We start from the raw sequence: 20320 nt of genomic DNA, 5'->3' as shown, positions 1-20320 counted from the left end.
GTCTACTACTATCCCCACAAAATTCACTTTTAACCATGCAAACACCAGGATATTCCCTGAATAAAATTAAGTAAACAAGAATGATCATCAGCTTAAACACCCAAGCCCCCGTAAAAACACTAAGTATAAGGAGCAGCAGTAATTCTTAAAGACCCCACAGGAAGGATACTATAGATATGTATTGGCAGACTGGCTTATTATTTTCAAGAAGTCATCTTATCCGGCGGAGAAGCTCCGGAACTATATATTATGTCCACTTCATGAGTCAACAATTCGGCTTCCAATGTGGGTAATGGAAGGGCAGCAGTAAATTGTTTCGGAACGGGCAGCAATTCGGCAAAAGTCAGCTGGGCTTGGCGAATGTGATTCCTACGTAATAGCAACAAGTTTTTGAATAGCATGGAACGGCTGGCCAGTTTGGTAACTGCCCCGCGTCCACGGCCTATCGTAAACTTTTTGAGTTTACTAGATTGCTTACAGACCTCTTTAAGCGTGGAGAGGGGCATCCCAAAGATTTCAGCAAGGTTATTCAAAGATGCCTCCAAAAATGGCCTTTCAGGGCTTGTGTGGGTCTCCAAATAGCCTATGATATCCTCTTCCCACTCCTTATAGTGGGAACGTACACGTTCTTCTCGTGGCTTTTTGAATTTATACCACCCTTCCCTTCCCTTGAATTTAGCTTGTCCATCTGTCCAAAGCTCGAGTAAGCCTTCCACATATGAACGTTTTACGCCTTTATATTTGCCTGAATACGCACTCTTCAGGACACGTTCGAATTCTCTTTTGTTAAGTGGTTGTACCAGGTTACTGTTGAATTGATCAAGTTCATCATAAGCTTCTTCGATTGTCTTACCACTCGCAAAATTGGCAAGTGCAAGTGTCATGAGCGCATTATTACGGCTGGAGCCGTAATGCCCCTCCTCGATGTATGTAGCTCGAATAAGCGCACGATACCAGTCGGAAGAGGTCTGATCGATTACTGTTGCATTCTTGTTGTAGACTACACGCAGGAAGTTCCTATTCTCCTGCTCTTCATACTGTTTGGACCAGGTAAGCAATAGGCTAGTATTGGCAGGCTGGTCATAGAAATCCAGTACATTGTCTTCTCTTGGGATGCGGTAGAAGCCGAAAGGGATACATCCGGTATCGACCGGGACATATTTCTTAAGCGCTTTTCGAATATTTTCTGACAGACGCTCGGCCACTCTTAAAGCCTTGTAATCGTGTTTTTTGTTTATGTGGAAGGGAGTTTCCAGGACAAAAAAGACCTGGAATCCCCTTGGCGTTTCCAGCAGGAGATTTGGTCTTGGCAATCCCAATTCCTCACATCCAAGATAAAGGGCGTATAGATCCACTTCCTTCGAATCTATATCAAGTCCAATGACATGGATTTGTTTAAGGTTTTCACGCTGATGCCCCTTGATGATGCGGTTTTTGAAATCATAGTATGTACCACCTCGGTAGGTATTGGGTGTCCAGTGTGAGAGGTTTTGATACTTTTCCTGAAGCGTTTCGTAAGAGGTCACGACGAAGCCTTTTCCCTCCACAAGTTCTTCCTTGGACGGCGATACAAAGACCACGCCTTTACGATTCTTGGTTTCGTTCATGGTCTTCTCGTATGCCACCACTTTTTTTATAGGTTGGCGTGTACCCTTTTTTTTGTATAGAAGCAAGCCATCATGGGTCATAAATTGTATGATGTCAACGATTGAATGAAGGCCTCTTTTATGATTTTCTGCCAATGGAGTTCCCATGATTCGCACCTTCCTTCCAATACTTAAATACAAACAGCTAAGTTAAAAAAATTGAACCGATTTCCACTTCTTACATGGAACTTTTTGTTGAATAAAGTATATCGAACTCGACTTTTGAAAAAGGGTGCTCTCTAAGGGAAATGCACCAAAAATAAAAAGGACCCTCAGGCTTAGAGCCCCAAGGGATTGAAAAAAATATCAAATTTTTTTATTATGCAGGTTCCGCTCGCTTTTTGCACCAAAAAGGCCAATAATGGACCATTTGTGCACATGTGTGGAATTGAATGGGTTCCTGAAAAAGCCTGTCATAATAAGCTTTGTTAACGTTGAACCAAAAATGATGCCAAACAGGTTCCGCTCACCTTTTTGGGCTTGTGGTGCACTTTTGGTATACAGATTCCGCTCAACTTTTCAATTTTCCATCAAAATGTGAGTACAATTTTATGGTTGAGAAAAATAAATCAGTGCTGAATGGTTGTTTCGCCAACGTTTGCCCTCCTACACAGGTTCCGCTCACTTCGTCTCCGAAAAGATAAGTTTGGTGCATTTTTTTCATAAAATAGTACACAGGTTCCGCTCAAATTCAGTGTATCGGTGCATATTTTACTCAATTTCCCCAAAAGGATTTCAAATTGAAATTTTTCTAAGAATCCATGATCACTAAAAAATGTTCCACATATAGGGTATACGTGGTGCATTTTATCTATAAAATGGTACACAAGTTCCGCTCACAGCTAGAATAATGGTGCATTTCTTTGAATACTGGAGTTCATTTGAAAAACTAAATAGTGCTAATAGTGAAGAGGCTGACTATTCCTCCTTTTTCTTTAAAGTGTTCAGCTAGTGAGAATTCCTTATTAATAGAGGTGTGTTGGGAATTCTGGAACTGGTGCATATGCACCATTATTTCGAAACCTGTGTAGTAAATGGTGCATTTACTCTACGAAATGTGGTCCACTCTTGTTATAATGATAAAAAAGTGGTGCATTTTAGATGATTCCACCCAAGGATTCCCTGCAATAGAGAGGATGGGGTTGTTGTTGAGGTATCAGGATATACACGATCGTATGATTTTGAACTATGAGTTCCTGAAAATTTCTATTTTCGAAGAAACCAAGATTTTGTTTGAAGATCGTCCTTATATTTTGGATAAATGGAAACAGGAAGCCTATCGTATGACGGAGGAAGAGGTAAAAAATCAGGTTCCGGGCTTTTCTATGGGACCAAGCTTTCGGGCCTTATTTTCCTTGTTCACTCAAACGTTATACTTCGAAAAACTTATAACAAAAGAAATGATAAAAAAGGCCGTGGACAGTTATCAGGATACAATCAAGGTCATATTGGCCGGCCATTTCATACACGAATTCCCGATGGATGAGATAAAACGCAGTGCTAATGAAGAGAAAATAAGCGAGGCCTTGAGCCGCCACTATATCTATTCAAGCATGGATATTGATTATCATTTAATGAGAGACATCGTGACAAAGAAAAAGGACTTTAAAAAAGGAGAGGCTGGTCTCTTGGCAACCGAGATTATAGACAATCGTGGACACGTTAGAGGATTAGCTGAAATAAGGCCCCCAGAATCACAGAAAGCAGAGCTAGCCTCCGATCAACAGGAAATGTGGCTTGAACTGATAGAATCTACTATAAATTCATTGGATGAAATGACCGCCGACCTCTTTGACTTAATTACATATTTATGGATGGTCTCGCCCAAGTCCGTTGACGGGTATATTGAATTTCATAGCAATGATGCCTTACAGCTTAGAAACCTGAAGAAACGGACAGCACAAGGACGGGAACTGGACTTCCGTGAGGAAGATCGCTTCAATATCATGAAACGGGTTGCTGCACTTTCAAGCATCTGGATCTCTCTGGGCAATCAACAGGTAAAGGTGATCAACACCCAGGATATCCAGGACAATGAACTTTATGAATTCAAGGATTTCCAGAGAATGTTCGAAATCGGAAAAATCCGTGTTGCTTATGATAAAAAGACTGGCGAAGCAAAAGGGATATATGCCGTACAGGTAAAGCCATCCCCTGTTCTTACCCCTTACTTAGATGGACCCAATCGCACACTGGGCTTGTTGGATTTAAAAGTGTTTCAGTATAGCCACTACACACAGCGCGAACATAAGCGATTGACCCGCTACCTAAATCTACAATGGAAAATCAGGACCATTAGAAGGTCCTTGCATCAACCGTTTAAGGTCTCTACCCTGTTGAAAACAATGGACATATCCAGTCGATATAACGGGGTGCAAAAAAGGGATAAGTTTGAAAACGTTTTGGATGAATTGCAAAAGGACAGCGTGATCAGTAGCTGGAGCTACACCGAGGAGATTGATGAGGAACAAGTTGGAAAAAAAGGATGGTTCCAAGGGTATTGGACCAAGTTGAATGTGCTTATTCTACCAACAGACATTGTCGTTAAAGAGAACCAAAAAAAAATGATGATAGATTCAAACCGCTTGGTGAGTGAGGAAATTATTGAACGGATGAATCAGATAAGTCACGAAAATTCGGTTTCAGAAGACCTTTTTTTCTCCCAGGACTTTTCACTAAATGAATTGGCTCCTACACTTGAAATAGAAGACTCCATTGAGGTTCCATCCAAAGTGACATCCGTGATCACCAGTAGCCTTCCGAAAACAGAGCAGCAGGCATTTCATTTTGGACCGGAAAAGGAATTGGCGCTTTCTCCTGAGACGATGAGAGAGATGATGGACTCCCAAAATATGAGTATCCGACAGACGGCAGAGGAAATTGGCATTTCCCACTCTACCCTTTCGCGATACCTAAGAAAGGAAAATAAGCGTCAAAACAACAAGAACGATGAAAAAATGCTCAATTGGATAAAAGAAAAATCCAAAAGACAAAACTCTAATTGATGATCGTTAGAGTTTTGTCTTTTTGTTTACTCCCTACATCGGAACGGAGAATTCTCACTTGCATGCATTTTGCATTCAAGTTTGACAGTTGCATACAAAAGGCATACAATTAAATTAGATTTCAATGAAAATAAATGAAACCAAGGAGGAATCTATTAAAAATGGCTAGATTTGTATCAGTTGATGTTGGTAATGATGCGGTGAAAGGATTCTTAGGAAGTATTGAAAATCGTGTATACATACCGAACGTCATTGCAGAAGTGCAAGACCGGGAAATTGTGGAGATGGAAAAAAACATATTGAATGGATTACATGTGGAGATTACTTCATCCGCCTTAAAAAATAAAAACGGAAGTTTTGCAGTCGGAAAGTTAGCATCCAAGTACCCAAATAATGACGAATTAACGCCAGATCAAGATAAATCCGAGAGTGACCAGCCTGTCATCATGCTATTGACAACCCTTGCTTATGATGCCGTGGAACAATTTCCTGAAGAAGATGGTGTAATTGAAGCCACTTATTACTTATCAACAGGATTGCCCCTGGATGAAACTAAACAAGGAAAAGCCAAAGACTTCCGAAAAAAATTGAAAAACTCCCAACATGAAGTGAAATTCTTAAAAACCCCTTCCCTAGAAGGTAAAATTGTTCGAATTAAATTCGAGCAAATCCTTGTGAATACGGAAGGATTCGCAGCATTTGTGGATTTGACAACAAATAATGACGGTTCTACCAAAAACGAAGAACTCATAGGAAAAACAATCCTCATCAACGATATTGGGGGCTTATCAACGGACTCAGCCATCATAACCGATGAAGCTGAAGTGGATAATGAATACAGCAATGGAATAAAAAGAGGTGTATCCACCTATTTGGATAATATTATCAAGAAAGTGTATTCCAAATACAAATACACCATTAAAAGTAGACGCACACTCGTAGAAATAATCACAAATGAACAGCCTGATGAACAATATCATATCTGGGTTAATGGGAATAGAGTCTCCATAAAAGATATCATTGATGAAGAATTATCCGTTTTAGCCAAAGAAGAATATAAATTGATCAAAGATATGTGGCGGAATGTTCCGGACATTAGACTGGCATATCAAATTGGGGGCGGATCCTTGGTGTTAAAACCTTACTTGAATGCACTGAATCAAGCCGACAAAAACTACCCTCTCCGTTTCGTTTCGGAAGATGACAGCGTATGGATGATTACACGAGCCTATTTTAAAATTTTGCTTATGTATTTACAAAGTAAAGGGATATCTACACAAAACGTGGCAGCTACAAAAGAGTGATATAAATCCATGGAACAATTTGAGCCTGGAAAAACCATCTCTTTTCGCTTACCCTCTGACACCCCTTTACATGTCAGTGAGTATTTAATAAGCAGGAAAAAGGAATTAGGCAGGAAATTCAGTAGTGAAATAGCTCCGATCTTTGTTAAGGCGGTTTCGCAAAAAGCCTTGGGAAATACAGATAGTGATCAAATCACCATTAGTCTGCCCGAAGGTTTGACAGCTGAACAAAAGGAATGGATGAACCACCCTAATACAAGGGCATTGATTGGTCAACTTCTTTATCAGGTAGTGACCAAGCCTACTAAAGCCTTTGAATTTAATCAGACTCTTGAAATTAAGCAAGAAGAAAAAACCGCATTTAAAGCAAATGCAGCCATTCAAAAATTTGCACAAAAAACATTCTTAGATTTTGACGACGACGACTAACCCCATCCTTTGGTGGGGTTTTTCCTGTTATAGACAAAATCAGTCAAAATAAGAGAAAGGACATTGCTTATTGAAAGTCAAATACATATAGAAAGCTATATAGAGCACAAACAACTTGTATTCTACATTTATTTGTTACTCAAATGGTTAGAATGTTACCCCTCCCCCCAAATTGTACCAAACGAATCTCTTTATATAGACCATTTGTGTTCTGTAAGCTATATATAGTCTATAAATTTTAAAAGATTTAAGCTACAGATGGTGATTTAAAGGAACAATCTACCCCTGCTCCATAACTGGCTATAACTTTCTCCTTAAATAAGTTCAAATAAAAAATAATAAATCAAAGTTGGCCATCTTATAATTCTTTTTTATTTTGTTATTCGTTACTAGTCTTGTATAATATTATTAATCATGTGGACCATTTGTGTTTTATATTCTACATATAGGCTATAATTTAGAGGCTACATCTACTCCATATATTTACTAAATCTAGATAGGTAGTTTTCAAGTTTTAAAACAATGCATCTTATCTTACTTAAGAAAAGAAAATTATAGAGCACATATACTCTATAATCTATAAATGGTCTATAAACTATTACTATATATAGCCTACATAAACCCAGATCCATAACTAGACTGTTTTTTTAATCATATTCTTTTTACCATTTAACTGTTACTGCAAATATAACAATTACTGATGTAGGCCATTTATGCTTTGTATTCAACATATAGACCATAATATAGAGGTAACATCTACACCATATATTCCTTGTTGCTAACTTAAGAAAAGAAACTTAGAGGGCACATAAACTCTATAATCCATAAATGGTCTATAAAGCATTACCATATATAGCCTACATGAATCTGGAACTACAGCTAGATAATTATATTACCCTTTTCCATTCTATTATTTAACTGCTACTTAAATTGTAACAGTTACTGATGTAGACCATTTGTGTTTTGTATACTACATATAGACTATAATCCAGAGGCTACATTTCAATACTAAATTCCAATTTCTAGGCAAGATTTTTCGAGTCTACGATCAACGGTCATTTTCTTACTTAATTAGAAAAAGGATATATACTCTATAATCCATAAATAGTCTACATAAAAAGAGCATCTTATTATTCTTTCTTTTACTACCAGTAAAACCGTTATATATGTAGACCAATTGTGCTTTGTGTTCTACATATAGTTCATTATTTAGAGACTTTTAATAAATAAGACAAAAAAATAAATTTAGGAGGTTCAAAAATGTCAGAAGAAACCTTTTGGAAAATTAGCGATTTTGTAGAAACGTTAAAAACTCATCTGAACAATCAAAATATACATATTAATACAGTGGACGGTTGGTTTAAACGGTTAGAGAAAGAACGCCTCCATTATATAAATCGTACTCTAGAAACCAATGAAAAGGTGTACGATGAATTAGATTTAAAAATTGCAATGTTTATAAAGAAGAGAAGGGAAGAGAAGTGGGCTTTATCAGCGATTTCAAATGATCTCTCAAACTTTTTTGAGTTAAGACCATTCCCTGTAAAAAAAGAGAAACCCGCTCCATATGTAGACAATATGGAGACTTTGAAAAAACAGATAACAGATGAAGTAAAGAAAACTTTTGAAGAAATGGCTACCGCAAAGGTCGAAGAGTTGAAAAGCCAATATGAACAGTTACTAAACGGCTTGCCCAAACCACCATCTATAGAAGAAAGAAAGAACCAAAGCTTTCAAGCGATGGTGATCCAGAGAAAGATTGAAAGTTCTCTGGAAGAGGAGGCGAACCAGGCATGGTCCAACTTGCCTGAGGATCAACGCCTTAAGAGAGTGGGTTTTTTTAGAAAAGACATCGATTTGGAGAAAAAGGATCAGTTTGTCCGTACTTATATCAATGAGCGTTTTGTGGATCGCTTGAAAAAAGAAATGGAACTGGAAAAGTAGAAAATGAAAAGTCTAGACCCTAATTAATATGGGGGTATTATAAAAAATTTATAATTTCTAAAAACTAAAGGGTGGCGTTACTTCTAGAAGGAAGTGACGCTTTTCTTGTTCAACTACCATGAAAATAGACTTCTGGAATTTAGGGGAAAAGGCAATACTTAAGAAGACGCAGCTCATTGTTTTTTAAAAAAGGGGAGAGCGCCTAATTTACTGATTTATTGTAGGTAAGTGGACTGGATTAAGATGCTTCAGGTTCTTGTAATGTAACTGTGATCCTAAACTTTCAAGTCTTCTTAGTGAATGCCGAAAAATTGATTGTTGTCTCTGCTTATCAAAGTAGTCTTCGCCTAAGTCTACATACATTTCTTTTCGAGTTAAGAGATAATAGGAGATACGTAACATGGCATGAGCGACTACTATTCCTGCTCGTTTCTTACCTTTTCGTGATGCTGTACGCCTATACAGTGCTCCGAGATAGTTTTTAGATCCTCTTACGGAATGAGCTGCTTCTGTTAATGCTGATCTTAAATACTTGTTTCCTTTTTTTGTTTTAGCCGATTTTCTTTTTCCCGCACTTTCGTTATGCCCAGGAACTAGTCCTGCCCAAGAACACATATGAGCTGCACTTAGAAACTGTTTATTAATATCAGACCCAATTTCAGATAAAATTTGCTCAGCCATTCTGGTAGCTATACCAGGAATAGAGTCTAATCGTTCCACATCTTCTTGATAGGAGCTTACTCTTTCCTCGACCTCTTGGTCGAGCATCTCGATTTGCTCTGTTAAGAAATCAATATGCTTTAAAATGGTTTTTAACATGAGGCGTTGATGCGAATTGATATAACCTTTAAGGGCGAGTTCTAGTTCATCTTTCTTCTTTTTCATTGTGCGTCGAGCAAAGTTTGCTAGTTTTTCAGGATCTTCTTCACCTTCGGCAATTGCGTTAAGCATGTCTCGAGCCGAAACACCCATTATGTCTGAAACGACAGAACCTAGCTTAATATTTGCGCCCTCTAACACTTTTTGGATGCGATTATGTTGTCTAGCACGTTCTTCAATGATACTTCTACGGTACCAAACTAGTTCACGTAGTTCCCGTTGATTTCGATCTGGAATGTAACTAGCTTTTAGGAGTCCATGACGAAGAAGTTTGGCTATCCATTCTGCATCTTTAACATCTGTTTTACGCCCCGGCACTACTTTCATATGTTGAGCATTCACAACTAAAAACTCAATCTCTTCAGCTTCTAATAAATTAACAATAGGTTTCCAATATACACTGGTACTCTCCATGGCAACATGAGTACAGTTATTCTGTTTAATCCAATCCACTAACTGTATTAAAAAAACAGTTTTTGTTGAAAACGTTTGAATCTCCTTTCCTTCTGGTGTCATAATACATGCAGTAATATTGTCCTTATGGACATCCATACCACACGCTCTTTCAATGACTACTTCCATTGAAAACATCCTTCTACGGCTCTCAATATAATTGGAGCTGGTGCAAAAACCAGAATAGGATTAATCTACCATGTGTGCTTCCCGAAAGGGAGCGACAGTCAGTGGTGCACCTTGGTCGTTGGAGTCAGACTAACGGATGGGCTCTAACGCACCATAGTTCATCGACCTTCCTCTCCCAGCCGTAGAATCAGTATTGACGGTTCTGAACCATTTTCATTCTCTGTGGTGAAGCGCTGATTTTTGCGCTTCATGGATGGCTAACGGGGCAGGATAGCGCAATATTTTGCTTGCAGTTATAATGTACAAAAACGGATATTTAATGGCTCCAATTCATATGATGTTTACCAGTGACCTGAGTCGAAATATTCTAAAAGGGAGGTAAGGTGTGTAATGAAGGATCCTAATAAGATTTACAACACTGCGGTAGAGGCAACTTTGGAGGTGATTGGAGGAAAGTGGAAACCCGTAATTCTCTTTCATCTAACATTTGGAAAGAAACGTAACAATGAATTGAAAAGCTTGATACCCGCAATTACTCAAAAAATGTTAACACAGCAACTTCGGGAGCTTGAAGAGGAAGGCGTCATCTTGCGCATTTCTTACAATCAGGTTCCACCAAAAGTCGAATATGAGTTAACCGACTACGGCTGGAGTCTAAAGGAGATCCTGCATCTGATGTGTAGGTGGGGGGATTCGCATATAGAGAGAAAGTACGGGGGAAGGGCTACCGTTCTAGCCAATCCACAGCTTGAAGACGTACATAACATATAAGAAGCCGACCTAATATAATATACAAGGCCGGCTTTTCGTTTATGGGATAACTTTACGTTTACGGAAGTCGTCGAAGATGTTCATAAACATCGCTTCGGTATCGACGAATTCGTGAAAACCTAAGCGACGGGCCTTAGTTCCGTCGGCGAAGAAATCGTAATCCCAAGAGAACACGAAATCACCGAATCGCCAGGAGGATACGTCTTTATAGGAATGCTGAGCAAGCCCATGCTTATTGACCATTTTGTTCCAAAGTTGCTCCTTGTCCGCCATGACAACGTCCAGTGACATCTGCAGCGGAGGCGCCGTCTCCAAGCCGAAGTAGTGAGCGATCTTCGGCCATAATTCATTCCAACGGAACAGATCGCCGTTCGTGATGTTGAATGCCTGATTAGCACAACGCTCTTCTGTCGCCGCCCATACTGTTGCCTTCGCGAGAAGCCCCGCATCTGTCATCTCCAAGAGGCTGTCATAAGCACCCGGTTTGCCCGGAAACCGTAGCGGAAGTCCAAGCTCCTTCGAAATTGAGGCGTAGATCGCAATAACCATGGCGAGGTTCATCGGATTTCCAAGCGAGAAACCGCAGACTACAGAAGGACGGAGCGCCGACCAAGTCCAAGCCTTTCCTTTTTGCCTTTGTTCTAAGAAATCTTGCTGATCAATATTGAACTCGGGTGGCATATGGTTAGCGTCTGTCTCACGAGCAGGGGTCTTGAACGGGCCGAGATGTGCGCCGTATACCTTGTATCCCTGCATCAAACTGACATGTTTTAAACCCGACGCGATTGGTTCTATCGCCTCTACGGTATTCACTAGCATGGCGAGGTTGGGCGGAACAAGTTCGGCCCAAGTTGGACGGTCCTGATAGGCGGCATAGAAGATGTGTGTTACCTCAGTTAAACTGTTTAGCTTCTCGCGGGTGTCGTCTATATTGAGTAGATCTGCAGCCACATACCGGACACGGCCGACAGACTCTCCGCCTCGACGCGATACGCCGATCACGTCCCAGTCAGGGAGAGTAATGAGGTGATCAATAAGGTTGCGTCCGATAACACCATTTGCGCCTACAACCAAGGCGACTTTGCGTGTTGTTTGAGATTCATTATTCATAGTGTTTCAGCTCCTTCTGTAATGTGCTTTGTTCACTGTTATTTTGCATCAAGAAACCACACTTGAGAAGTACGCACTTTGGAGTACCATAAGCACTTTTTTGTAATCCAGCAGTGCTCTTAAGACAAATATTTTGTATTAATAACATCAAAAAAGCCATCATTTTAAAATAATGCTAGTTTACTAAATTGTTATATAATCCTATTACTTCTCTTATTCGTTCTTGTGCTAACGGGTACGTTAGCTGAAGAGCGGGTCTGTTTTTAGGCAGCTTTTTCTTATGGAACTAACGGGGCAGGATAGTTCAAGAGTGCATATGGAGTTGTTCAACAATTGGGCCATTTAATGGAATTAAGGAAGGGATTACTCAAAGGGAAATCGAAGTTAATTTAGAGTTATGATATTTTATTCGATAATCTAGAGTAACTATGTTATGTAAGGAAGGCACTAATATGAGTCTTGGAAATATAAGTACTTGAAAGTTGTACAAGAAAGGTTTAAAAGCGTTAAAGGCATTAGGATAGGAGTGAATAAATAATTATGAAACAAAGTGAGTTAGAACTTGTAGAGGAGATGAGAAGGTGACTATTAGTGCAGAGAGGCAGGCCTCAAGATTGATGAGGTTGCGTAGAATCTGCGGTTATGGTGCCGCAATAGCAGTAACACCTTACCTGCTGATCAAAATCGTATGGACTTTCGGTCTCTTCCTTCCAACCGAGCAAATGGGTGACGCCAGCTGGCGCATTATAAACGCAGTAACCGCCGTTCTCGCTGCGATTGGTATCCTTCTTGCAATGGCGTTCTGCAGGCCGTGGGGGGAGCGGCTACCTGCGTGGTTGGTTGCTCTACCCATTTGGGTTGGTACCGGTTTGCTCGTTCCCATGCTGTTGATTGCACCGGTTCTGGGCCCTGCAGCTATGATCCGGGATCAAGAGGCAGGTGCCGCCGACTTCTGGGTATACGAGCAGATCTTCGTCATGATCTCACTTTTCGGGATCGGCATCTTCCTGCCGATTGCATTGGCGGGGTATGCAAAGGCACGTTGGCCAGAGGCGCTGAGTGGCACAACCGACTACAAGGAGTTGCCGGGCAATACTCGACAACTGCAGATCATCTTGGCTAGGATCGTCGCTGCCGGCTGCATTCTGCTCGGTGTCATCAAGGTGTTTTGGGCGGTTGGTGGCTCTTTCGGCATCGACCCGGCAACCATGGGTGAACGCGATGTGTGGTGGCACCTGCTGTCATTGAGTATAGGCGTGTGGTCCTTTGCAGGTGCGTGGGGCATACTGGTGGTAGCATCCCGCCGTGGGTCGAGGTGGTTTCTACCCCCTATGGCAGCGGCATGGATTTCATCGGGAGCGTTGTTCTCCAACAACCTCTATTCCGCCTTATCTTCAGTTCGACTCGATGCGCCACCCTCCCCAGAGTACCCATTGGCATGGTTGTTGACCACACAGGCCGGCATCGTCTTAGGTGTAATAATGGGGATGATTATCCTGCTGGTGCTGCACGAACGCCGTCGAGCCCTTCGAGATGAGTCCAACTGAAGTTGATTACACAGAACCACGGAGATGAATTACCCATAAAAATAGTTAGACCATGATTACAATAATGCAAAGGCTTTAAGAATGGTTTTAAAGGAGAGATAATTATGGATAAAAGAGTCCAATTTGACTTTGATGTTGCTTTAGAATAATGTTCGATCAAATTGATGCTAATAACCTTAATAAATGATTAAAAGAAAGAGCGTGTTTTGAAAAAAGATTGATCAAAATACGCTTTTAATATATTCAATTGAAGCATTCTTTTATAAAAAAGTTTGATTATTTTTGTGACCATTATTCCATTAAAGCCCGATTGTGGAACAACCCATCAATTTAAACGACTTTATTGTTACATCTATGAGGTGTTATTCAGCAATTGCACCAAAAATTAAACAACTTTATTGTCATTACACAGTAATTTGTCTAAAGGACTTTTATGGTAAAAATAACATAATGATATTCCAGAAAAGGGCCATATTGTTGAATAACACCGGAGCAGGTTACTAAAAAAAAGGATAACTGTAGTATAGTGTGGAAGTTAGAAGATGGAACATATCTAATAATAGCATGGGAGTTACGACTAAAGTCTTATATTTTATAAGTCTATAACTGTATTTACGGCTTAGTAAATCTTTGATACGCTTTTGATGGAAATAATTTCTTGTCTAAAGGAGATATCAATGTGAAGAATATATTATTTGCAGTAGCATCATTCGTAATTATAGTAAGTATAGTCCTTAATTTTGGAATATCAGATGAATCAGAATATAAAATGTGTTTAGGGGCACAGGGAATTTCGAACACAATTGCCAAAGTATTTGGTGACGAAACAACCAATGCTTGTAATGAATAAAAATTGGTTATTTTTTCAAGTCAATTAACAGAAAAAATAAAAGTTCTTTGTTCAACAAACGGGTGCTTTACTTCAATAAGGAAGGTTGCTGCGGCAGCCTTTTTCTTATGGCACTAACGGGGCAGGATAGTGGAAAAACAAGATATAATAATTTCTATTAAATGATATGGGTGGGAAATATGGAAAAACCAGTTGTAATCGAAAATTATAATCCAAATTGGTCGAAGGAATACGAGCAGGAAAAAAAGAAGATAATGGGGGTCTTAAAAGAGAACAATATATGCATTGAGCATATTGGGAGTACATCGGTTATTGGATTAGGAGCAAAACCCATTTTGGATATAATGGTTGGCGTTACTAATTTAGACGAAGTGGACAAATTTATTGAACCCTTAAAACAAATAGGGTATGAATTTGTAGCTCATAAGGAATTTCCAGAAAGGCGTTTTTTTAGAAAAGGACAATGGAGAGCAGGTACACACCATTTACATATTTACAAGTTTGAAAGTAGACATTGGAATAATAATATTTTGTTTAGAAATTATTTAAGAACTCATTCTGATGTACTTAAACAATACCATCAATTAAAAAAGGATTTGGCTTTAGAGCACTACTTAGACAGAACCAGATATACTCAAGCAAAAGAACCGTTTATACAAAATGTCCTTGAAAAAGCAAAAGAAGAACAAAAAAATAAATAAAACTTCTGTCATTAACAAGTGCTTTTCAATAAGGGAGGTTGCAGAGGCAACCCTTATGGCACTAACGGGGCAGGTTAGTTGAATAGAGGATAAAGCTAAAATTAAATGCGAACCTATATTATTATTTATTTGAAGTAAAGGAGGATGAGATGAATACGTATTGTAAGAGTGCATTAAATCAAATTAAAGTGGCTATAACGACAATTGCTGAGATGATAGAAAAGTTAGAAGAAAATGACTTACAAAAAAGACCTACACCCAATAAGCATTCAATAGGAGAGCTATTAGAACACATTGCTATAATTTGTGAAGCTGATTCGCTTATATCGGACGGGGAATCCCAAGACAAGATGAATAAGTTTTATTCAAGTATTTCATATAAAAGCCTATATGAGATGAAAGAAGCATTGATAAAAAATCATCAATTTTTAGAAGATAAATTTATGAATTTTACAGAAGTCGAACTTCAAGAGGAAATTACTTCTTATTGGGGTGTTACATACTCACGTTATGAATGGTTGTTAGAGATTGTAGCTCACGTTTATCATCACAGAGGGCAATTACACTCTATGCTTGTTCATTGTTATGGGATAGACCCAAAAGTTCCATTATTTGAATAGATCTTACTATTCAACAATCAGGTGCGTTAGCTTAAGATCGGACCTGTCTTTATGGCAGCCTTTTCTTTATGGAACTAATAGTAGGAGGAAGTGTAAAATATGATTGAATATAAAGGTGGTAAAGAATATTGGAACGGACGTAAGTGCGATAGTAATTTTGTATTTCGTACATTAGCAGATATGTTCCCTCAAGATTATGAGTTATATATAAAAGAATCAAAAGAATACAAAAAAAGCATATAGTTCTACACTGTTCTAATTGTAATTATGATTGGGTGAATTATGAAACCGATATTTCAACAGCCCAATGTCCTACCTGCAAATCAATGAGGTTTCTAAAATTATAAACACTTATTTAGACTTTGTGATTGTGAATAAATGTACTTAAACTAACGGGTGCTTTAGCTGAAGATCAGAGCTGTCTTTAAGGAAGATTTTTCTTTTTATGTGACTACCGGGGCAGATTAGTTTAAGATATAAAATTTGGTTTTTTATGGTAAAGTAATAGCAGTAAGGTAATAGTTCAAAGTTATATTCTAGGAAAGTTGGGGAAAGCTTGTGCTTTACTATATTATCGCCCTTATTATCATTACACTTGATCAGTTTACAAAATGGCTTATTGTTAAAGAATTGGAGATCGGAGAAAGTATTCCGGTTATCGAAAACGTTTTGTATATTACGTCATCTCGTAATCAAGGTGCTGCTTGGGGAATTCTTCAAAATCAGATGTGGTTCTTTTATGTTATCACCGTTATCGTAGTAATCGGACTTGTGATTTATATCCAAAAGTATGTAAGAAATCAGCGTTTAATAGGAATTGCACTTGGACTTATGTTAGGTGGGGCTATAGGGAATTTCGTAGACCGTATTTTCCATAAAGAAGTTGTGGACTTCATACAAACTTACATTGGATCATACCCATTTCCTATATTTAACGTAGCAGATTCCTCTCTTTGTATTGGAGTTTCTCTATTATTTATTCATATGTTTTTTGAAGACAAACAAAAGAAGAACGTGAATCAACAAATTTAAATTAAAGACAAAATCAAAAGCTGAGAACATATTAGTTTTGTTATTAAGCAAAAGGGCGCATTTCTGGTATAAGAATTGCGCTCTTTTTTAATGAATAGAGCTATTTAATTAAATAAGACTTCCAAGCAAAACTGGATATATTATGCTAATGTGTTTGTGAGATTGTGAAGAAATGTACTTAAACTAAAGGGGCAGGATAGTTCAACAAGAGTTGGAACTTATTTCTAATTACTATGGTAAAATTAGGGTGACTATTAGATATAATAAGGGAGTTTAATATGAATAATTACAAAGTAATTTTATTTGATTTAGACGGAACACTTTCAGACCCCAAGGTAGGAATAACTAAATCGGTTCAATATGCATTACAAAAAATGAACATTGTTGAGCCTGACATTGATAAACTTGAATGTTTTATTGGTCCACCACTACAAGTTTCATTTGCTGAATATTACGATTTTGGCGAGAAAAACACACAAAAAGCAATTGAATTATATAGGGAGAGGTTTAAGGAAAAGGGAATGTTTGAGAATGAGTTATATTCAAATATTGCATCACTATTAAAATCGTTAAAAGAACAACAATTTACTTTAGTTGTAGCAACTTCAAAGCCTACTGTATTTGCTGAACAAATACTAAAGTACTTTAATATTGATCAATATTTTGAACTTATTGTCGGAAGTAACCTTGATGGAACAAGAGCGTCAAAAACTGAAATAATTCAATACATACTAGATAAGTACAAGAAACATACGCTTAGTGACTTTATTATGATTGGCGACAGGAAGCACGATATTATTGGTGCAAATAACACTGGAATTAACTCTATTGGAGTAACTTATGGATATGGTTCATTTGAAGAACTAAGTCATTCTAACCCTACTCATATTGTCAAAAGTGTAAGCCAGTTAAAGGATATTTTGATGGGTAGTCAAGTTAATTAAAGATCTTGAACTAAAGAGTGTGTTAGCTGAAGATCAGAGCTGTCTTTAAGGCAGCTCTTTCTTTATGCAACTCTCGGGGCAGGTTAGTGCTAACCCAAAAAGTTCCATTTGTCCATTGAGCAAAGAAAATAATTACGGTAATGTTAAATTCAAGGGTTAATATGCCAAATAAAAGAGGAGGAAAAATCATTAATAAGAAATTAATTTTGGTAAGTCTAGTATTTATGTTTTTAACTGCTTGTTCTAATACTCCTAAAGATCCAGAAATATTTTCAACAAATAAGAAAGATAAGGAAATTGAATCATTGATTTTTAAGGAACTAGACAAGCAGAAGGTTGACGTTGTTGTAGCTTATGGAATATCCACAGAAACCAACTCAGTTAATTTGGGGATTAGAACTTCAAAAGAAGATTTCGATAGTACAAAACAAAATCTGGAAAAAATAGTGAATGAAACTCTTACTAAAAATGGTATAGAAGGTTTAGCAGTAAATATAAAAAATAAGTAAATAAAATTTGTTGAAAACTGGCCGATAAAAAACGATTTAATGAATTTGTGAAGAAATCTACTTAAACTAACGGGTGCGTTAGTTCTTTAAAGAGCTGTGACGATCAGCTCTTTCTTATGGTGCTAAAGGAGCAGGATTGTAGTATAAGATTTGAGTAGTCAATTTAAGATGTTAAATGTTCCATTTTTGGTACAATAAAGAAAAAAGTAAAAGTGGGGATTACTATTAAAAAGAAAAGCCTTTATGCCCTTAATTTAATATTATTGCTATTATTAGTGGCTTGCCAACAATCATCAGAAAATTTGAATTTTAAGGGTGATAGTGAAAATTGGTCAGCAAAACTTAATGTAGTAAAAACTGATAACGATAAAGAAACTAAAAAGTTTGAATTACAGTTCAAAGGAAAAGATTATAAATCTGTTGAAAACCTTGAATTTAAGATTAATGCTCCTAATTATGCTTGGGGTATGAGCCTTATTGAATTGAATAGTACTGGTGTATACAAAACACATAAAAATGAAACGGGTGAATTTTCTACGTCAAAAACTGATGTTATCGATATAGAAGTGAAGTGGAATGGAGAGGTTGAAAACTTTTCGTTAAATAATAAGGAGTAACCCTTTGATTATTTGCATTTAAAGATGGTTTGTATGAACTTAAGCTCTTGAATAATGGATAACAAGGTTCTTGTTCAACTAACGGGTGCCTTAGCTGAAGATCGGAGCTGTCTTTAAGGCAGCTTTTTCTTATGGCACTAACGTGGCAGTTTAGTTCATTAACTTCCAGTTGATAAGAAACTTTCTCATGTGTCTATTCGTATTATTATTTAATCATTATGAAAAATGGGGGGGGAGGAGTTTGATTTCAAAAAAGGGAATTACTTTAAGAACAGTACTAAATATATATGGGGTTTTCACTGTTCTTGCATTGATATTATCAATTTTTACGACTCCTATTTCTATAAACGAAAACATGCAACTTTTTTACAATGAAGATTTAAAGATGGAAGCGAAAAAGGTAAAGGAGTTCTTATTTTTTATTTTTGGTTCTGCGTTAGTTTACTTTTCCTTAGTAAATCTTTATTACAAATATATGAAGTGATAGAGACTAATTAAAGGGTGCTTTACTTCATTGACCAGGAGCTGATCAGCAGCTCCTTTTCTTATGGCACTAAAGGGGCAGTTTAGTTCCATAAGCGAAGTGTTAAAGAACTGTGTAGTAAAAAATATGGTACACTAACACCAGTAATTGTAAAGGTAGGAATTAATATGAATATTGGCGATATGTTATATCAACTAGTTTTCCTTATTTTTATATTTGGAATTTTTTCTGGTGTGTTTTTTCTTGTTCGTTCTCTCGTTACTAAACAACCAAGCAAGTCAGAAAATATCGAACAAAAGCTTGATAGAATTATTGATTTACTTGAAAAGGATAAGAAAAATTAATCTTTTTCTCTTTTGGCATTAATCCTTACTGCACTATTTATTTCAACTCTACAATAAGTCTTAATGAACTACGGGTGCGTTAGCTGAAGATCGGAGCTGTCTTTAAGACAGCTTTTCTTATGGCACTAACGGGGCAGGTTAGTTGAACAAGCCCTTAGTGTAGTCGGACTGTGCAACAAATTAAACCAAAACAATGTTTAAATATTTCAAAATGTGTCCACAATGGTTAATACAAGTCCTATAGTTTTGTCGTTAATTCGGATAATGGAACAAACTTGAGTGTTGTTTAGTTATCATAGAGTGAGTGAACTTAATCGAATTAACCCTCTGGAACCGTCATTGTCAACTACTGATAACTAGATGGCGTGGAAAGTTGAGTTGAAAGGCTTATCAACATGGCAACTATAGAAGGCATTAGCCTAATACCTAAAATTTTCAAATATTGCATTTGAAGATTCTGCCCGAATTCCTTCTTGGATTCGGGTTGTTGTGCTGCACAGATTGTGTCAACTCTACAATAAGTCTTACACTAATAAAGTAATAAGGTTTACTTCAGTAAAATAAGGTATATTATATTTGTTGAATAGATTCTCTTTAAAGACAAGAAATGTAGGTGAACAAAGTGGGAAAATATCAATTGGATTACAAAGGTCAGGTAGCTGTAACAAAGTTTCATGAAAAACAGACGCCTGCCAAATTTGATAAAAAGCAGCAACTTGAAAAAATACGTGCGGAGTATTTGAAAAAGAAGCAAAAACAAACAGATAAATAATATTAAATAGTTAGCTATTGAAGAAAAAAAAGCCTACGATCCTTGAACAACAGGGATCGTAGGCTTTTTTATTATTTAAATTCACTTTTCACAACGTCTTTCCCTTTCATAAATTCATCATTGGAATAATAATCCTCTAATTCATTTATCGTCCATTGTTTTGATTTCCAAAATCAATACTTGATTTTGGTTTTCCTTAATGAACTAAAGGGGCAGTTTAGTTGAACAAG

The 20320-nt window shown here is 37.4% G+C and carries 20 protein-coding genes; 17 read left to right on the top strand and 3 right to left on the bottom strand.

Annotated features, from left to right (window positions below):
* Window positions 1-203: 203 nt before the first annotated feature.
* Entirely contained in the window at window positions 204-1754 is a 1551-nt protein-coding gene (locus Q8G36_RS20970) for a primase C-terminal domain-containing protein (RefSeq protein ID WP_305161522.1), read from the bottom strand.
* Window positions 1755-2794: 1040 nt separating this feature from the next.
* Here Q8G36_RS20970 and Q8G36_RS20965 point away from each other — a divergent pair.
* From Q8G36_RS20965 to Q8G36_RS20950, 4 genes are all read left to right on the top strand, one after another.
* Entirely contained in the window at window positions 2795-4651 is a 1857-nt protein-coding gene (locus Q8G36_RS20965; protein ID WP_305161521.1) for a helix-turn-helix domain-containing protein, read from the top strand.
* 161 nt (window positions 4652-4812) lie between these two features.
* Complete coding sequence (locus Q8G36_RS20960) at window positions 4813-5955, top strand: ParM/StbA family protein (RefSeq protein WP_305161520.1); 1143 nt, start codon at window positions 4813-4815, stop codon at window positions 5953-5955.
* A 9-nt stretch (window positions 5956-5964) separates the two neighbouring features.
* Window positions 5965-6384, top strand: coding sequence for a hypothetical protein (locus Q8G36_RS20955; RefSeq protein WP_305161519.1), 420 nt, complete (start codon window positions 5965-5967; stop codon window positions 6382-6384).
* 1260 nt (window positions 6385-7644) lie between these two features.
* Complete coding sequence (locus Q8G36_RS20950; RefSeq protein ID WP_305161518.1) at window positions 7645-8328, top strand: MerR family transcriptional regulator; 684 nt, start codon at window positions 7645-7647, stop codon at window positions 8326-8328.
* Between the two features lie 207 nt (window positions 8329-8535).
* Here the strand turns inward: Q8G36_RS20950 and Q8G36_RS20945 are convergent, their stop codons facing one another.
* The gene (locus tag Q8G36_RS20945) at window positions 8536-9789 is read right to left on the bottom strand and encodes an IS110 family transposase (protein WP_305161517.1); all 1254 of its coding nucleotides are present in this window, start codon (window positions 9787-9789) and stop codon (window positions 8536-8538) included.
* A 390-nt stretch (window positions 9790-10179) separates the two neighbouring features.
* On the opposite strand from Q8G36_RS20945, the gene Q8G36_RS20940 reads away from it, so the two are divergent.
* A complete protein-coding gene (locus Q8G36_RS20940; RefSeq protein ID WP_053537382.1) occupies window positions 10180-10560 on the top strand; it encodes a winged helix-turn-helix transcriptional regulator in 381 nt (126 codons plus the stop codon).
* Window positions 10561-10599: 39 nt separating this feature from the next.
* Here Q8G36_RS20940 and Q8G36_RS20935 read toward each other — a convergent pair whose 3' ends face one another.
* Window positions 10600-11670: an SDR family oxidoreductase gene (locus tag Q8G36_RS20935; RefSeq protein ID WP_305161516.1), complete on the bottom strand. Its 1071-nt coding sequence runs from the start codon at window positions 11668-11670 to the stop codon at window positions 10600-10602.
* A 581-nt stretch (window positions 11671-12251) separates the two neighbouring features.
* Between Q8G36_RS20935 and Q8G36_RS20930 the strand changes: the two genes are divergently transcribed.
* From Q8G36_RS20930 to Q8G36_RS20875, 12 genes are all read left to right on the top strand, one after another.
* Complete coding sequence (locus Q8G36_RS20930) at window positions 12252-13217, top strand: hypothetical protein (protein ID WP_305161515.1); 966 nt, start codon at window positions 12252-12254, stop codon at window positions 13215-13217.
* A 679-nt stretch (window positions 13218-13896) separates the two neighbouring features.
* Window positions 13897-14067 (top strand): hypothetical protein, encoded by a 171-nt coding sequence (locus Q8G36_RS20925; RefSeq protein WP_305161514.1) that lies wholly within the window; start codon window positions 13897-13899, stop codon window positions 14065-14067.
* A 179-nt stretch (window positions 14068-14246) separates the two neighbouring features.
* Window positions 14247-14768: a GrpB family protein gene (locus Q8G36_RS20920; protein ID WP_305161513.1), complete on the top strand. Its 522-nt coding sequence runs from the start codon at window positions 14247-14249 to the stop codon at window positions 14766-14768.
* Window positions 14769-14917: 149 nt separating this feature from the next.
* A complete protein-coding gene (locus tag Q8G36_RS20915) occupies window positions 14918-15388 on the top strand; it encodes a DinB family protein (protein WP_305161512.1) in 471 nt (156 codons plus the stop codon).
* 99 nt (window positions 15389-15487) lie between these two features.
* Complete coding sequence (locus Q8G36_RS20910) at window positions 15488-15631, top strand: hypothetical protein (RefSeq protein ID WP_305161511.1); 144 nt, start codon at window positions 15488-15490, stop codon at window positions 15629-15631.
* A 315-nt stretch (window positions 15632-15946) separates the two neighbouring features.
* On the top strand, window positions 15947-16420 hold the full coding sequence (gene lspA / locus Q8G36_RS20905) for a signal peptidase II (protein WP_305161510.1): 474 nt from the start codon (window positions 15947-15949) through the stop codon (window positions 16418-16420).
* 278 nt (window positions 16421-16698) lie between these two features.
* Window positions 16699-17364: an HAD family hydrolase gene (locus tag Q8G36_RS20900; protein WP_305161509.1), complete on the top strand. Its 666-nt coding sequence runs from the start codon at window positions 16699-16701 to the stop codon at window positions 17362-17364.
* 161 nt (window positions 17365-17525) lie between these two features.
* A complete protein-coding gene (locus Q8G36_RS20895) occupies window positions 17526-17873 on the top strand; it encodes a hypothetical protein (protein WP_305161508.1) in 348 nt (115 codons plus the stop codon).
* 212 nt (window positions 17874-18085) lie between these two features.
* A complete protein-coding gene (locus Q8G36_RS20890) occupies window positions 18086-18490 on the top strand; it encodes a hypothetical protein (RefSeq protein ID WP_305161507.1) in 405 nt (134 codons plus the stop codon).
* A 241-nt stretch (window positions 18491-18731) separates the two neighbouring features.
* Window positions 18732-18974 carry a hypothetical protein gene (locus Q8G36_RS20885; protein ID WP_305161506.1) on the top strand — a complete coding sequence of 81 codons (243 nt, stop codon included), beginning with the start codon at window positions 18732-18734 and terminating at the stop codon, window positions 18972-18974.
* Window positions 18975-19141: 167 nt separating this feature from the next.
* Window positions 19142-19318, top strand: coding sequence for a DUF4083 domain-containing protein (locus Q8G36_RS20880; RefSeq protein WP_084786005.1), 177 nt, complete (start codon window positions 19142-19144; stop codon window positions 19316-19318).
* 622 nt (window positions 19319-19940) lie between these two features.
* Window positions 19941-20090 (top strand): hypothetical protein, encoded by a 150-nt coding sequence (locus Q8G36_RS20875; protein WP_056529733.1) that lies wholly within the window; start codon window positions 19941-19943, stop codon window positions 20088-20090.
* Window positions 20091-20320 lie beyond the last annotated feature (230 nt).

The sequence above is a fragment of the Peribacillus frigoritolerans genome, assembly GCF_030676415.1.
In the GTDB taxonomy this organism is placed as follows: Bacteria; Bacillota; Bacilli; order Bacillales; family DSM-1321; genus Peribacillus; species Peribacillus frigoritolerans_A.
The sequence above is the reverse complement of the archived record's forward strand: the minus strand, read 5'-3'. Positions and strand labels throughout refer to the sequence as shown.